Source organism: Microbacterium allomyrinae, from assembly GCF_020682705.1.
Lineage (GTDB): Bacteria > Actinomycetota > Actinomycetes > Actinomycetales > Microbacteriaceae > Microbacterium > Microbacterium allomyrinae.
Map to the genome: position 1 here is coordinate 280,380 of NZ_JAGTTN010000003.1, position 14,348 is coordinate 294,727.

Sequence of the window (14,348 nt, forward strand, 5' to 3'; positions counted from 1 at the left end):
AGAACGGGAGCCGAGCCCCCTCCCGGCGCCGCCGGCGCGTCACCCGGAGCCGCGGGGCGCGCGGTCCCGGCCGCGCCGGCGTCGGAGGGTGCGGCGCTCACTCGTCCAGCGCCGCGCTCAGCGCCTCGATGTTCGCCTGCATCCACGAGATGTAAGTCTGGCCCTCGGGGAGCGTTTCTGAAAACGCGATCACGGGGATCCCGCCCTGTTCGGCCGTGTCGATGATCTGCGTCGTCTCGGCGCCGCCGGTCTGCGTGTTCGTGATGACGGTGCGGACGTCGCCGGATTCGAGCAGCCGAAGGGATTCGAGCAGCGTCGCGGGTGCGACGTCCTGCCCTTCCTCGACGGCCTCGCTGAAGGCCTCGGGCGTGACGTTCTCGAGACCGGCCTCGCGGATCAGGTACACCGGTACCGGCTCGGTGACGAAGACCTGCTCGCCGCCGTGCGCGGCCGCGATATCGGCGAGCGAGGCCTCGAGTCCCTCGATCTCGGCAGAGAATGCCTCCGCGTTGGCGGTGAAGGTCGCCGCGTCATCGGGGCTGAGCTCGCCGAGTTCCTCCGCGATCGCGGCGGCGACGTGCGCGACGGTGTGCGGGTCGTACCAGACGTGCTCGTTGAAGCCCTCGACGTGCTCGTGGTCGTGCTCGTCGTGCTCGGCGTCGTCCTCGGTCTCTGCCGCGTCGTCCGCGGCATCCGCCGTCTCTTCGTCATGGCCGTCGTTGTCGGGCCAGTCGTGGGAGTGCTCGACCGCCGTCACGACGGGCGCACTGCTGCCGCTGGACTCGATGAGCGCGTCGATGAATGCGTCGTACCCGCCGCCGTTCTCGATGATGAGATCGGCGTTCGAGACGGCGAGCTGATCGCGGGCGCTGGGCTCGAACGAGTGGGGGTCCTGCGAGTCGCTCGAGACGATCGAGGTGACCTCCACCAGGTCGCCGCCGATCTGCTCGGCGATCTGCCCATAGACGTTCGTCGACGCGACGACCGTCAGACGCCCGTCGGCCCCGGTCTCGGTGCCCGCTGCGGTGGCGCAGCCCGAGAGTGCCAGAGCGGATGCCGCGGCGAGGGCGAGCAGGGTCGTCGTGCGTCGTGTCGAACTCATGTTCTCGACTCTAACGTTATTGAGAATCGTTCTCAAATCACCCGAGCGCCTCCGATGCCGGGCGTTCAATCGAGCAGGAGCGCGGGTTCCTCGAGGATCGAAGCGACATCGGCGATGAATCGCGACATGCCGTCTCCGTCGATCACGCGATGATCGAACGAGCCCGCGACCGTCGTCACCCAGCGGGGTCGCACCTCGCCGTCGACGACCCACGGCTTCTGCCGGATCGTGCCGAGCGCGACGATGCCGGCCTCACCGGGATTGATGATCGGAGTGCCGGCGTCCATCCCGAACACGCCGATGTTCGTGATCGTGATGGTTCCGTGCTGCTGATCGGCGGGGGTCGTCTTGCCCTCTCGGGCGGCGACCGTCAGCCGCTCGAGGGCACGGGCGAGTTCGCGCATCGAGAGATCCTGCGCGTCCTTGATGTTGGGCACGAGGAGTCCGCGCGGCGTCGCCGCCGCGATGCCTAGGTTCACGTAGCGGCGCACGCGAATCTCGGCGCCGGTCTCGGCATCGACCCACGCGGCGTTCACCATCGGCGTGCGGCGTGCCGCCCAGATGACGGCGCGAGCCATGATCAGCAACGGCGAGACCTTGATGTCGGCGAAGTCGGGAGAGGTCTTCAGCCGCTTGACGAGTTCCATCGTGCGGGACGCATCGACGTCGGTCCATACCGACACGTGCGGTGCGGTGTAGGCGCTGCGCACCATGCCGCTCGCGACGGCCTTGCGCACGCCCTTGACGGCGATCGTCTCTTCACGGCCTTCTGCATCGGGCGCGGGATTCACCGGCGTGAAGGTCCCCGCCCCGACTGAGCGCGAGGGCGCGGCCGGACCCGCCGATGCGGGAGCGGCGACCGGGATCGTCTCTTCGCGCACATCGCCCCACTCGGGCGTCTCGATGTTGCGGAAGACGCTCGCCTGCGAGGCGTGCTTCACCACGTCGTCGCGGGTGACCTCGCCGGCCGGCCCGCTGGGCGCGACGGCGGCGAGATCCACTCCGAGATCGCGGGCGAGCTTGCGGATCGGGGGCTTGGCGGCGACGCCGACGGATGCCGCGACCCGCTCGCCCGCCGTCACGGTGGGGGTGCGCCGCCGTGACTGCACCTGACCGCCGGTGCCGTAGCCCACCAGCACCGCACCCTCGCCCTCCGAAGCGGAGGAATCGGCAGGGGCGCCGTGCTCCGACTGGCCGACCGTCGCCGGCCCCGCGGCATCCGCCTTCGATGCGATCGTGATGATCGGAGCGCCGACGTTCACCGTCGTGCCTTCGCCGACGAGGAGCTCGCCGACGGTGCCCGCGAACGGCGAGGGAAGCTCGACCAGCGACTTGGCGGTCTCGATCTCGACGAGCACGTCGTTCACGGCCACGGTGTCGCCCGGTGCGACGTGCCACGCAACGATCTCGGCCTCGGTGAGACCCTCGCCGACGTCGGGCAGAACAAAGGTCTGGGTGCTCATGCTGGGTCCTTTCGAGCCGCCACCTGATCGCGAGAGTACAGCCGGTCGCCGAGAGGGAGGGAGGATCCCCGGCTCTCGTCCATCAGTCGTTCTCTCGTGGGGAGGGCGTGGTCATCAGTAGGCGAGGGACCGATCGACGGCCTCGAGGATGCGGTCGGCGTCGGGCAGGAAGACACCCTCGAGCTTGGCCGGCGGGAAGGGGGCATCGAAGCCCGATACCCGCAGAACCGGCGCCTCGAGGGCGTAGAACGCTCGCTCCATGACGGTGGCCGAGACCTCGGAACCGAGCGACGTGAAGCCGGGGGCCTCTTGTGCGTAGACCATGCGCCCGGTGCGGCGCACGGAATCGAGGATCGGACCGTAGTCGATGGGCGACAGCGATCGCAGGTCGATGACCTCGCAGCTGGTCCCCTCGGACTCGGCGAGCGCGGCCGCCTGAAGCAGTGTCGTCACCATGGCGCCGTGTCCGACGAGCGTGACGTCGGTACCGCGGCGCACCACGCGTGACGTATGCAGCGGCAGGGCGCGCGCCGACGTGTCGACTTCGCCCTTCTGCCAGTACTTTGCCTTCGGCTCGAGGAAGATGACCGGGTCGGGCGAGGCGATCGCATCCTGGATCATCCAGTACCCGTCGTTCGCCGTGGAAGGGCTCACGACCCGCAGGCCCGGCGTGTGGGTGAAATACGCTTCGGGGCTCTCCTGGTGGTGCTCGATCGCTCCGATGTGCCCGCCGTACGGGATCCGGATGACCACGGGCATCTGCAGCGCGCCCTCGTGACGGTTCGTCATCTTCGCGAGCTGCGAGGTGATCTGGTCGAACCCGGGAAAGACGAAGCCGTCGAACTGGATCTCGACGACCGGCCGGAAGCCCGCCATCGCCAGGCCGATCGCGGTGCCCACGAGCCCCGACTCGGCGAGCGGCGTATCGAGCACGCGACGTTCGCCGAATTCGGCCTGCAGGCCCTCGGTGACGCGGAATACGCCGCCGAGCTTGCCGATGTCCTCACCCATGAGCAGGACGCGGTCGCTACCGGCCAGTGCCGCGCGCATGCCCGCGTTGATGGCGCGGCTGAGCGGCATGGTGGTCACCGCAGGGGGCGCCTCGACCCCCGGCTGCTGGTCCTGTCGGAGCACGGTCACGATGCGCCTCCTTCGAACGTTGCCTCGTAGTCGCTCAGCCACCGCTGCTGCTCCTGCATGAGCGGATGCGGCTCCGAGTAGACGTGCGAGAAGATCGTGTCGCGCTCGAGGCCGCCGAGCGCGTTGGTGCGGACGCGGATGTCGTCGGCGAGCGCCTCGGATTCGGCATCCACGTCTGCGAAGAACGCGTCGGACGCGCCACGGCCGAGGAGGTACGTCTTCATGCGGGCGATCGGGTCGCGACGAAGCCACGACTCCTCTTCGACCGATGTGCGGTACTTGGTGGGGTCGTCGCTCGTGGTGTGCGCGCCGAGCCGATACGTCAGCGCCTCGATCGCACGGGGGCCCTTGCCCGCCCGGGCCTCGTCGAGAGCAGTCCGGGTGACCGCCCAGCTGGCGAGCACGTCGTTGCCGTCCACGGGGATGCTCGGCATGCCGTAACCGGCGCCGCGCTGGTACAGCGGCGACCGGGACTGGGTCGCGACCGGCACCGAGATGGCCCACTGATTGTTCTGCAGGAAGAAGACCTCGGGGGTGGCGTAGCTCGCGGCGAACACCATCGCCTCGTGAACGTCGCCCTGGCTCGATGCGCCGTCGCCGTAGTAGACGATGACCGCCTCGTCGCGCTCCGGGTCGCCCGTGCCGCAGCGCCCGTCGAAGACGAGTCCCATGCCGAGGCCGGTCGCGTGCAGCGTCTGGGCGCCGAGCACGAGCGTATAGATGTGGGTGTTGCCGTTCTTCGGATCGAACGGGTTCCAGCCGCCGTGCGTGAGCCCGCGCATGAGCCGGATGATGTCGATCGGGTCGACGCCGCGGATCTTGGTCACGACGTGCTCGCGATACGAGGGGAACACGTGGTCCTGCGTGCGCGCCGCGCGGATGGACCCGACCTGAGCGGCCTCCTGCCCGTAGCTCGGCGGCCACAGGGCGAGCTGGCCCTGACGCTGCAGGTTGGTGGCCTGCACGTCGAACGCGCGGATCACGGCCATGTCGCGATAGAAGCCCTCGAGGTCGGCATCGGCGAGTCCGTCGATGAGCGCGAGGTAGGGCTCGGCTGCGGGAGTCGGCGCGAGAGTGCCGTCCGCGTCGAGGATGCGGACGAGTGCGGGGTCTTCGGAGAGAGCCGCGTTGCCGGGCGTCACCGAGTCTTCAGGCAGGGTCACCGTTCTACGCTAGCCCTCGGCCGGAATGGCCCTCTGGGAGGCCCCTCACAACGGATTCTGCAATCCGTAGGACCTTCTCGACAGATTCTTCTTCTCCGACCGAGATGCGGATGCCGTCGCCGGCGAACGGGCGGACGATCAGACCGGCCGCGTCGAACGCCTCCGCCAGTGCGAGCGTCTCATCACCGGCGGGCAGCCACACGAAGTTGCCCTGAGCATCGGGTACGCGCCAGCCTGCATCGCGCAGAGCGGCGGCGAGCCGGTCCCGGCGCTCGGAGATCACACCGACATGCGCGATCAGCTCGTCCTCGACGTCGAGGCTCGCCAGCGCCGCCTCCTCGGCGAGCGCGGTCACCGACAGCGGGATCGCGGTGCTGCGCGCGGCATCGAGGATCCGCGGGTGGCCGACGGCGTAGCCGACGCGGAGTCCGGCCAGTCCGTACGCCTTGGAGAAGGTCCGCAGCACCACGACGTTCGCGTGCCCGGTGCCGCCGAGGGTGCGCAGGCCGTCGACCGCATCGGCGGCGGTGACGAATTCGGCGTACGCCTCGTCGAGGATGACCAGGACGTCGGCCGGAACCCGCGCGATGAAGGCATCGAACTCGGGCTGGGTGACCACCGGTCCGGTCGGATTGTTGGGGCTGCACACGATGATCGCGCGGGTGCGGTCGGTGACCGCGGCTGCCATGGCGGGCAGGTCGTGCCGCGCGTCGTCGGTGAGCGGCACGAGCACGGCGGTCGCACCCGCGAGCGTCGCCAGCCACGGGTATGCCTCGAAGGAGCGCCACGCGAAGATCACCTCGTCGCCCGGGCCGGAGGTCGCCTGCACGAGCTGCGCCAGGATCGAGACGCTCCCGGCGCCGATGTGCACGGCGTCTGCGGTGACTCCGAACCGCTCGGCGAGGCGTTCGCGGAGGCGGGCGGCCGAGGCATCGGGGTATCTGTTGAGGGCCGTCGCGGCCCGCACGCGTTCGAGCACTCCGGGAAGGGGATCGAAGGGGTTCTCGTTGCTGGACAGCTTGAACGCCTCGGCGCCGGCCTGCTTGCCCTGCTTGTACGGGGGCAGCGCGGCGACCTCGGGGCGCACGCGGACGGGGATCTCGGGTGCGTCGGTCACGCTCACGAGTCTACGAGCGGGACGGATGCCGCGCCCCGCGCAGCTTCCCAGCCGTCGGGACCGCGTGCCAGACTGACGCACTATGCGCTTCCTCATCCGAGTCGTCGTCAATGCGTTCGCGATCTGGGTCGTGACGCTCATTCCCGCTCTGCAGGTCTCGGTCATCGCATTCCCACCGGGCGAGACGCTGCAGCTGGTGCTGACGCTGCTGCTCGTCGCGGTGATCTTCGCACTGGTGAACACCATCATCGGCACCGTCATCAAGGTGCTCGCGTTCCCGCTGTACATCCTGACGCTCGGGCTCATCGGCCTTCTCATCAACGCGTTCCTGCTGTGGCTGACCGCGTGGCTCACGCACTGGTGGAACTGGGGCCTGCGTGTCGAGGACTTCTGGTGGGGACTGGTCGCCGCGATCATCATCTCGTTGATCAACTGGGTGTTCGGGATCATCCTGCGCCCCCGCCCGAAGGACTGACGACTCCGTCCGTCCGCCTCGCGGAGTACTCCGTCACCTCGACCGATTCAGCACTCGCGAGTTGGTCGAAGACGCCGCGCAGCTCGTCGACGCGGGGGTCCGGCGACGCGTCCACGAGTGCCGCCGTCTCGGCGTACGCCGCCATCTGGTGTCCGGGAACGGCGATGTCGTCCACTCCGGTCGCGGTGTCGGCGACGCGTTCGACCACGATGCTGCCCGGCGCGCCGACCGCGGCGACATGGCCGCCACCCGCGAGCGCGGCGACAGGGTCGTCGGTGTGCCGGAGCGTCACACTCAGGGTGCCCGCGCCGACCTCGGCCGAGACGGGTGACCCGATCGAGACCAGCGTGCGGGTGTCGTACTCGCTCTCGAGCGCCAGGTGCGCGCCGATCATCGCCCCCTGCGAATAGCCGAATATGTACAAGGGGTCGCCGGGCCGCGCCCCGGCGTCGACGAGTGCACGCTCGGTGGCGGCGTACGACTCCGACCGCTGCCCGGTGTACAGCTCGATGTTGGACTTGTTGTCCCACGGGTCGTCGCCGCCGATCGCCGCGGTCTGCATGCCCGCGATGTAGACCGCGAACTGTCGAGTGCCATCGGGCATCGCGTAGCGCTCGACGCGTACGCGGGATTCACCTGCCCCGGGGATCCGCTGAGTCGCGCCGGCAAGGCTTGCCGGCGCACCCGACGTCGGAGCCGGCGGCACCGCGGTGAGTGTCACGGGGCCTGGCGCCCCAGTGAGCTTCGCGTCGCGCGCGAGGCGACCCGAACCGGCGATCCCCAATCCGGCGGCGGTGCCGAGCGTGAACAGACCCGCGCCCGCGCCGACGACGGTCGCCGCGGGGTCGCCGAACTCACCGCCGATCGCGACCCCTGTCTCGGTGGCCTGCCGCACCAGTTCGGACGGCCACATCACGGCGCGATCCCACTCGGCGCCCAGCGCCTTCGACCACGCATCGGGATAGGTCTCGCGCAGCGAGTCCATCTGCGCGTCGAGGACGGCCGTCTTCGCGACGTCGCCCGCGAAAGTGGCCGCGCGGCGCTCGACGTCGAGCTCGACCAGCTCGTACACGGCCGCCGCCTCCTGCAGCGCGAACGTGATCCGCTCCGCCTCACGCCGCACCTCGAGCAGGTGCGTCCAGAGCGTCTGCGCGCTCGTCTTCGCCTCCCAGGCGCGGTCGCCGATCCACCACAGCATGTTGTTCAGCGAACCGAGCCGCTCACCGATCGAGTCCAGGTCGATCTTCGCCTGGACGAAGCGGCCGGCGGTGTGCCGCAGCGTCTCGGTGTCGACCGAGACGGCCCCACCGCCTCGGATCTCGAGCCCCGAATCGGTGCGCGGCCAGACCTCGGGAAGCCGGCCGATCAGGCTCCAGTCCGGGTCGAGGTCGACCTTCGGTCGTCCGTCGTCGAGGCCGGGTCCGTCGGAGCTCATCGCCGCGCCGCCGGTGCGAAGAGCTGAAGATCCGGTGCGGCCTCCTGCAGCGCGACGCGGTCGCGGGCTCGTGCGGCGTCGAGGCGCGCCGTCTCGGCGAGGCACAGCAGGCTCGAGACGGCGCCCGCCCAGGCATCGGCCTTCTCGTGATAGGCGGTTGCGGCCTTGGCCTGCCAGTCGGTCGCGGCGGACAGCCCGCGCGCGTTGGTCACGGCATCTGCGATGCGGTCGCCGATGACGGCGAGCTCGCGCGCGACGATGGCGAGCTCCTGGGCAGGGGATGTGGTGGGGGTCGGGTCGAACACCCGTCCATGCTCATCCGCCGCACCGCCGACCAGAGCTCCCTCTCCGCGTTCTGTGCACGAACCCGGAGAAGGGCGTCCTGGGGAGGAGTGCGCGCGCTCAGAAGAGCCCGCGGCACTGCCTCACCGCACGGCGATCCAGGCTGTCGTGTCGGGAGGCAGTAGGCCCTCCTCGAGCGGCGCGGAGGAGAACAGCACCGTGCCGTCCGGCAGCCGGGCGGCAGCGTCGCCCATGGCGATCGCGACGCAGACGCCTTCATCACGGCGGACCAGGAGGAGCCCCGTCCCGTCGTCGAAGCTCCACACCGCACCTTCATCGGGGCTGAATGCACCCGATGAAACGAGTTCGCGGCGGACCTGTGCCGCGCGACGGAAGAGCGCGAGCGTGGATGCTGCGTCCGCGGATTGCCGCGACACCGCGAATTCTCCCCAGCCGGGAGGAATCGGCAGCCAGGGGCGTTCCGCGCCCGCGGGAGAGAAGCCGTGGTTGTCGGCCACGAAGTCGATCCACGGGAGCGGGATGCGCGCCCCGTCCCGACTCACCCCGCCGTGCGTCCACATCGGGTCGGCGCGCTCCTCGACGGGTACGTCGATCTCGGGCAGCCCTAGTTCCTGCCCCTGATAGACGTAGACCGCCCCGGGCAGACCGAGCAGCGCGACGATGGCGGCCCGCGCTCGCTCACGGCCACGCCCGCCCCCGCCGAAGCGGGTCACGGTGCGCACGATGTCGTGGTTCTCGAGCGCCCAGCTCGGGGCCGCGCCGACGCGGCGGCGCACCGCCTCGAGCCGGTTCCCGACCGAACACCACTCCGCCGGCTCCCAGCCGAGGCGCGCGAAGGCGAACGCGAAGGTCTGGTGGAGTTCATCGGGACGCGTGTAGAGCGCCGCGAGTTCCGGCTCGAGGTTCACCTCACCCAGCAGCAGCCGGGGCGGAGAGTATTCCTCGGCCACCGCACGCCACACCCGGTACACGTCATGCACGGCGACCTGGTTCATGGCCAGCGGGTTCGAGCGCAGGCCGTCGATCACGATCGGCACCGAAACAGAGTCGGGCAGGCCCTCCGCCTTGAAGAGGCCATGGGCGACGTCGATGCGGATGCCGTCGACGCCGCGGTCGAACCAGAACCGGATGACGCCGTCGAAGTAGTCCGCCACGGCCGGATTCTCCCAGTTCCAGTCCGGTTGACCGGGTGAGAACAGGTGCAGGTACCAGTCGGCGTCTTCCGACGACTGGGCGTCGACGCGGTGCCAAGCGGGACCCCCGAACACACTGACCCAGTTGTTGGGCGGGTCCTCGTCGGAGCCCCCCCGCCCGGGCCGGAAGTGGAACATCGCTCGCTCCGGCGAGCCCGGCCCGGCGGCCACAGCGGCCTCGAACAGCGGATTCTCGATCGAGGTGTGGTTCGGCACGATGTCGACGAGCACTTTCAGCCCCCGCGCGTGGGCCGCTTCGAGGAGTTCGTCGAAGTCGGCGATCGTTCCGAACAACGGATCGACATCGCAGTAGTCGCTGATGTCGTAGCCCTGATCGACCTGCGGTGATCGCTGGAACGGCGTCAGCCAGATCCCCTCGACGCCGAGCGAGTCGATATAGGGAATCTTCTCGATGATTCCGCGCAGGTCCCCCACGCCGTCCCCGTTCGAGTCGGCGAACGACCGCGGATAGACCTCGTAGATGACGGCCGTCTCCCACCAGTCGCTCACTTCGTCGCCCCCGAGGTGAGGCCGTCGACGATACGGCGTTGGAAGAGGAGCACCATGATCATGAGCGGAATCGTGACGACCACGCCCGCAGCCATCTGCGCGCCGAACGGCGCCTGGAAATCACTGGCGCCGGTGAACTTCGAGATGGCGACGGTCGCCGTCTGGATCGCGGGGTCGTTGGCCATGGAGAGCGCGATGATGAACTCGTTCCAGCTATGGATGAAGGTGAGGATCGCGGTCGTGAAGACTCCCGGCGCCGCGAGCGGCAGCAGGATCTTCGTGAAGGCCTGCCACTTCGTGCATCCGTCGATCATCGCCGCCTGCTCGAGATCGTGCGGGAGCTGCTTCATGAAGGTCGTCAAGTTCCACACGGCGAGGGGAATGGCGAAGGAGAGACTGGGCACGATCATCGCCTGGTAGGTGTTGATCCAGCCGATATCGGTGAACAGCCGCAGGAGCGGAACGACCACGGCGATGCCGGGGAACATCGATGTCGCGATGACGACGGCGAGGATGGCGGACTTGAAGGGGAAGTTCAGCCTGGCGATCGCATAGGCGGCGAAGATGCCGAACACGAGAGCGAAGATCGTTGTGATCCCCGCCACGATGAGGCTGTTCAGCAGCGCCTGCCCGAAGTTGTTCGACGAGTCGAACACCTGGACGTAGCTCTCGATGGACCAGGTGGTCGGCAGCGGCGTCGTCTCGAAGATGTCGTTCGTCGTGCGCAGGCTCGAGACGATCATCCAGAAGAACGGTGCGAGGCAGTACACCGCCACGATCGCGATGCCGATCCAGCGTGTCGCCGCCAGCATGATGGCGCTGGGGCGCTGGGCCGGTCGTCGTCGCTGCGTGTCGCGCCGGCCGCGTTCGCGCCGAGTGTCTTCGTGCGGGGCGAGAGCGCCTCTTTCCGCGATGGCGGTCATCGAACAGACTCCTTTGGTGCGGCGCCGCCTGCGCGGGCCCTGCGAGCGAGCTTCTCGGTCCGCTTGTCCGCGTCGCCGAACACATCGGCACCGAGCAGGCGGACGAACACGAATGCGATCAGCGCCACGTAGACGAGCAGGATGATCGCGAACGCCGAGGCCATGCCGTATTGGAGCTGGTTCGACTCGTCCCAGGCGAGGATCGACAGCGTTTCGACGGAGCTCTTGCGCGGGCCGATCAGCACGAACGGCAGGTCGAACATGCGGAGGGCATCGAGCAGGCGGAAGAGCACTGCGACCAGGAGCGCCGGCTTCACGAGGGGGAGCGTGATCGAGAAGAACTGCTTCCAGGCGTTCGCGCCGTCCAGTTTCGCCGCCTCATACACCTCTTCGGGAATGAGCTGCATTCCGGCGAGCACGAGCAATCCGATGAACGGGGCGGTCTTCCAGACCTCGGCGATGATCACGGCGATCTGGGCTTGCAGGCCCTCGGCCGTCCAGAGGACCTGCTGGTTGAGCAGCGCGTTCGCGACGCCGTTCGACTGGAAGATCCATCGCCACAGCAGAGCGGACACCGCCGTGGGGATAGCCCACGGGATCAGGATCGCCGCGCGGAGGAAGCCGCGGCCCCGGAACGCGCGGTTCATGGCGACGGCGAATCCGACACCGATGACGGTCTCGAGGCCGACGGAGACGACCGTGAAGAAGGTCGTATTCCAGAAGGCGTTGTAGAAGCGGGCGGAGTCGGAGCCCGCGAAGATGCTCAGGTAGTTTCCGAGTCCGACGAAGGTCTCGCCCTCCACGACGAACCCATCGGCGTCGAGTCCCGCCTGGGCGCTGAACAGTGACTGATACACCGCTGAGATCAACGGATAGGCGATCACGAGGGCGAGCACGATGAACGTCGGCGAGAGGAGAAGCGCCGCCCTTGCACCTTCTCTCGGCCCACGAGCGACACGGCGTGGAAGCCGGTGCGGAGAGAGGGGAGGCGTGCGCGGGGGCGCGGGGGCGATCGATGATGGTGACATCTCGGAGGTTCCTAGGGTCGTGGACGTGGGCGGCCGTCACGGTCGACGGCCGCCCACGTGCAGCGGTTCAGTCGGCGGTGATCGTGGTGAGCTGCGACTGCAGGTTCTCCAGCGCTTCCTCCGGGCTCTTGACCCCTGTCAACGCCGCGTAGATGTCGTCCTGGATCGCCGCGGTCGTCGCCCCGTACTGGACCACCTTGGGGCGCGGCTGCGCCCGCTCGAGCGCGGTCAGCAGGGTCGGCAGGTACGCGTATTTGGCCACGATCGCGTCGTCTTCGTAGAACTCGGCGAAAACGGGCGCGCGCGAGCTGAGCGCGAGCCGCTCGCGCTGCTGCTCCTGGGAGGTGAAGAACGTGATGAAGTCGAGTGCCGTCGCCTTGTTCTCGGCGAAGCTCGAGATGGCGATGTTGCGCCCACCGAGGGTGGATACGCCCAGCTCGTCGAGGCCGGGAATGGCGCTCACGCCGAATTTTCCCTGCACACTGCTGGAGCCGTCTTCGGCCGCGAGCGCTTTGTAGATGTACGGCCAGTTGCGGAGGAAGACCAGCCTTCCCGACTGGAATGCCTCGCGACCCTGCTCCTCCTGGAAAGTGATCGCCTCTTCCGGGATCATGCCGGTGGCGAAGCCGTCGACCAGGAAGTCGAGTGCGACGCGCGCCTCCTGCGTGTCGACCGTCGGCTCGCCGTCGGCGTTGAAGAGCGAGCCTCCCGCCGAGCTCACGGCCTCGCTGAAGTTGACGGTGAGGCCCTCGTTCTTGTCGAACTGCCCGGCGTAGCACGACATGCCGGCAGCCTCCGGCAGAGCAAGCACCGCGTCGCAGGCCGCTTCCATCTCGGCCCAGGTCTCAGGAGGATTCGTGATTCCGGCGGCGGCCAGCAAGTCGGTACGCGAGTAGAGGAGTGCTCCGTCGGTGTAGTACGGGGCGGCATAGACCGTGTCGCGGTAGGTCGCGGCATCCACCGTCGCCGGAATCATCTCGTCCAGTGCGATCGCGTCTTCGGGCAACGCCGTGATCCAGCGGTTCGCGGCGAACTCCGACGTCCAGACGACATCGAGGTTCAGCACCGTGTAGGCGGACCCCTCGACCTGGGCGTTCTGCACCATCTGCTGACGCTGCTGGTCGGCATCCAGCGGAAGTTCGACCCAGGTGACCTGCTCATCGGGGTGCTCGGCGTTCCAGGCGTCGATCGTGGCCTGTGCCGCGCCCGAGCCATCCGGGCTGCTCACGTACTGGATCGGGCCGCGGCCCTCGAGTTCGTCGCTCGTGGCCGTCGCGGCGGGCGTCGCGGTCGTGCTCGCGCAGGCCGAGAGGCTGATCGCCGCGGTTGCGACGAATGCGAGGGCGAGAAGGGGACGGCGATAGAGGCGTCGTTGCATCATGAATTCTCCTTGGTGGGGTGGGTAGTGCTCGTCGTGCGGGATGGGGTCGTGCGGTCTGCGGGGGCGGACGTCGAACCGCGCTCGATCAGTCGGTGCGCGAGAATGCGAGGGCCGAGGGCTCCGGCCGGGCCGTCTTCCGCGGCGAGCAGCCTCTCCACGGCGAGCTGACCCATCCGCTCCAGCGGCTGCGCAATCGTGCTGAGCGCCGGATAGACATGGGTCGACGTTCGCGTGTTGTCGAAGCCGAGCACCGAGATCTCGTCAGGCACGATCCGCCCTTTGCGCTGCAGTTCGTTGACGACGGCGGCCGCCATCTCATCGCTCAGTGCGAAAACGGCCGTCAGTCCGGCGTCTCTCGCGAGAAGCCGACCGAGGGCGGGCGGTGCGGAGTCGTACAGCGAGTTGCCATGCTCGATCAGAGGATCGAGCCTCGCCTCGGTCATGGCACGGAGGTAGCCGCGCTTGCGCACGGTGTTGACGAGCGTCGATGCGGGGTCGCCGGCGAGGAGGCCGATGCGGCGGTGGCCGAGAGTGATGAGGCGGCGGGTGCCGTCATACGCGGCGGCCTCGTCATCGATCGCCAGACTCGGAAATTGCGCACCGTCTCGGATGGCGACGGACATCACGGGGATGCCCGAGCCGAGTGCGCGGCGCATGTCGGCCGTGACGGCGGCGGAGATCAGGATGACGCCGGCTGCGCGGTAGGTTCGGAAGGTGCGGAGGTAGCTGGCCGCGTAGGCGGAGTTCGGTCCCGTCCTGCCCAGCATCACCGAGTAGCCGCGCTGACGGGCGGCCGACTCGACGCCGCTCATGATCTCGGAGGCCAGGGCGTCGGAGACGACGGGAGCCAGCACACCGATGACGGCGCCCTGCTTCGTCTTGAGCCCGCGCGCGAGAGTGTCCGGTTCGTAGCTGAGCTCGCGGATCGCGTCGTCCACTCGGCGGCGCGTCTCGGCCGAGTAGCCGGCGAGACCGTTGACGACGCGCGAGACGGTGGCGGGTGAAACCCCGGCGACCTTGGCGACATCTCGAATCGTCGTCATCTGCCCTCCATCGGGTGGTCGGTGCTGTCTGAGCGAGTGCTCGCCGGTGAGAATCACGCAATCGTTTGCGGA

Annotated in this window: 13 protein-coding genes; 1 reads left to right on the forward strand and 12 read right to left on the reverse strand. The window is 68.7% G+C overall.

The window, feature by feature from the left end; genetic code table 11:
* Window positions 1-97: 97 nt before the first annotated feature.
* The 5 genes from KEC57_RS11105 to KEC57_RS11125 all read right to left on the reverse strand — a co-directional run bounded on the left by KEC57_RS11105 (window position 98) and on the right by KEC57_RS11125 (window position 5,985).
* The gene (locus KEC57_RS11105) at window positions 98-1,102 is read right to left on the reverse strand and encodes a metal ABC transporter solute-binding protein, Zn/Mn family (RefSeq protein ID WP_229384682.1); all 1,005 of its coding nucleotides are present in this window, start codon (window positions 1,100-1,102) and stop codon (window positions 98-100) included.
* Between the two features lie 65 nt (window positions 1,103-1,167).
* A complete protein-coding gene (locus KEC57_RS11110; RefSeq protein ID WP_229384683.1) occupies window positions 1,168-2,565 on the reverse strand; it encodes a dihydrolipoamide acetyltransferase family protein in 1,398 nt (465 codons plus the stop codon).
* Window positions 2,566-2,679: 114 nt separating this feature from the next.
* On the reverse strand, window positions 2,680-3,645 hold the full coding sequence (locus KEC57_RS11115; RefSeq protein WP_229384934.1) for an alpha-ketoacid dehydrogenase subunit beta: 966 nt from the start codon (window positions 3,643-3,645) through the stop codon (window positions 2,680-2,682).
* A gap of 56 nt (window positions 3,646-3,701) precedes the next feature.
* Window positions 3,702-4,847 (reverse strand): thiamine pyrophosphate-dependent enzyme, encoded by a 1,146-nt coding sequence (locus KEC57_RS11120; RefSeq protein ID WP_372457041.1) that lies wholly within the window; start codon window positions 4,845-4,847, stop codon window positions 3,702-3,704.
* 25 nt (window positions 4,848-4,872) lie between these two features.
* On the reverse strand, window positions 4,873-5,985 hold the full coding sequence (locus tag KEC57_RS11125) for a histidinol-phosphate transaminase (RefSeq protein ID WP_229384684.1): 1,113 nt from the start codon (window positions 5,983-5,985) through the stop codon (window positions 4,873-4,875).
* An 82-nt stretch (window positions 5,986-6,067) separates the two neighbouring features.
* Here KEC57_RS11125 and KEC57_RS11130 point away from each other — a divergent pair, with 82 nt between their 5' ends.
* A complete protein-coding gene (locus KEC57_RS11130; protein WP_229384685.1) occupies window positions 6,068-6,460 on the forward strand; it encodes a phage holin family protein in 393 nt (130 codons plus the stop codon).
* On the opposite strand, the gene KEC57_RS11135 is transcribed toward KEC57_RS11130, so the two are convergent.
* The 7 genes from KEC57_RS11135 to KEC57_RS11165 all read right to left on the reverse strand — a co-directional run bounded on the left by KEC57_RS11135 (window position 6,432) and on the right by KEC57_RS11165 (window position 14,276).
* Window positions 6,432-7,895, reverse strand: coding sequence for a hypothetical protein (locus tag KEC57_RS11135; RefSeq protein ID WP_229384686.1), 1,464 nt, complete (start codon window positions 7,893-7,895; stop codon window positions 6,432-6,434). The genes KEC57_RS11130 and KEC57_RS11135 overlap by 29 nt on opposite strands.
* Window positions 7,892-8,200: a hypothetical protein gene (locus tag KEC57_RS11140; protein ID WP_229384687.1), complete on the reverse strand. Its 309-nt coding sequence runs from the start codon at window positions 8,198-8,200 to the stop codon at window positions 7,892-7,894. Before KEC57_RS11140 ends, KEC57_RS11135 begins: the two co-directional genes overlap by 4 nt.
* 120 nt (window positions 8,201-8,320) lie before the next feature.
* A complete protein-coding gene (locus KEC57_RS11145; RefSeq protein WP_229384688.1) occupies window positions 8,321-9,901 on the reverse strand; it encodes an alpha-amylase family glycosyl hydrolase in 1,581 nt (526 codons plus the stop codon).
* Window positions 9,898-10,824, reverse strand: coding sequence for a carbohydrate ABC transporter permease (locus KEC57_RS11150; protein WP_229384689.1), 927 nt, complete (start codon window positions 10,822-10,824; stop codon window positions 9,898-9,900). Before KEC57_RS11150 ends, KEC57_RS11145 begins: the two co-directional genes overlap by 4 nt.
* Window positions 10,821-11,720 (reverse strand): carbohydrate ABC transporter permease, encoded by a 900-nt coding sequence (locus KEC57_RS11155; RefSeq protein WP_229384690.1) that lies wholly within the window; start codon window positions 11,718-11,720, stop codon window positions 10,821-10,823. The genes KEC57_RS11150 and KEC57_RS11155 overlap by 4 nt, the downstream gene beginning before the upstream one ends.
* A 199-nt stretch (window positions 11,721-11,919) precedes the next feature.
* Window positions 11,920-13,233, reverse strand: a complete 1,314-nt coding sequence (locus KEC57_RS11160) for an ABC transporter substrate-binding protein (protein WP_229384691.1) — start codon at window positions 13,231-13,233, stop codon at window positions 11,920-11,922.
* A complete protein-coding gene (locus tag KEC57_RS11165) occupies window positions 13,230-14,276 on the reverse strand; it encodes a LacI family DNA-binding transcriptional regulator (RefSeq protein WP_229384692.1) in 1,047 nt (348 codons plus the stop codon). Before KEC57_RS11165 ends, KEC57_RS11160 begins: the two co-directional genes overlap by 4 nt.
* Window positions 14,277-14,348 lie beyond the last annotated feature (72 nt).

Coding starts and splice junctions, on each gene's coding strand:
- KEC57_RS11160 (WP_229384691.1), bottom strand. CDS start 13,233: ATGATGCAACGACGCCTCTATCGCCGTCCCCTTCTCGCCCTCGCATTC.
- KEC57_RS11165 (WP_229384692.1), bottom strand. CDS start 14,276: ATGACGACGATTCGAGATGTCGCCAAGGTCGCCGGGGTTTCACCCGCC.
- KEC57_RS11130 (WP_229384685.1), top strand. CDS start 6,068: ATGCGCTTCCTCATCCGAGTCGTCGTCAATGCGTTCGCGATCTGGGTC.
- KEC57_RS11150 (WP_229384689.1), bottom strand. CDS start 10,824: ATGACCGCCATCGCGGAAAGAGGCGCTCTCGCCCCGCACGAAGACACT.
- KEC57_RS11110 (WP_229384683.1), bottom strand. CDS start 2,565: ATGAGCACCCAGACCTTTGTTCTGCCCGACGTCGGCGAGGGTCTCACC.
- KEC57_RS11115 (WP_229384934.1), bottom strand. CDS start 3,645: ATGCCGCTCAGCCGCGCCATCAACGCGGGCATGCGCGCGGCACTGGCC.
- KEC57_RS11135 (WP_229384686.1), bottom strand. CDS start 7,895: ATGAGCTCCGACGGACCCGGCCTCGACGACGGACGACCGAAGGTCGAC.
- KEC57_RS11105 (WP_229384682.1), bottom strand. CDS start 1,102: ATGAGTTCGACACGACGCACGACGACCCTGCTCGCCCTCGCCGCGGCA.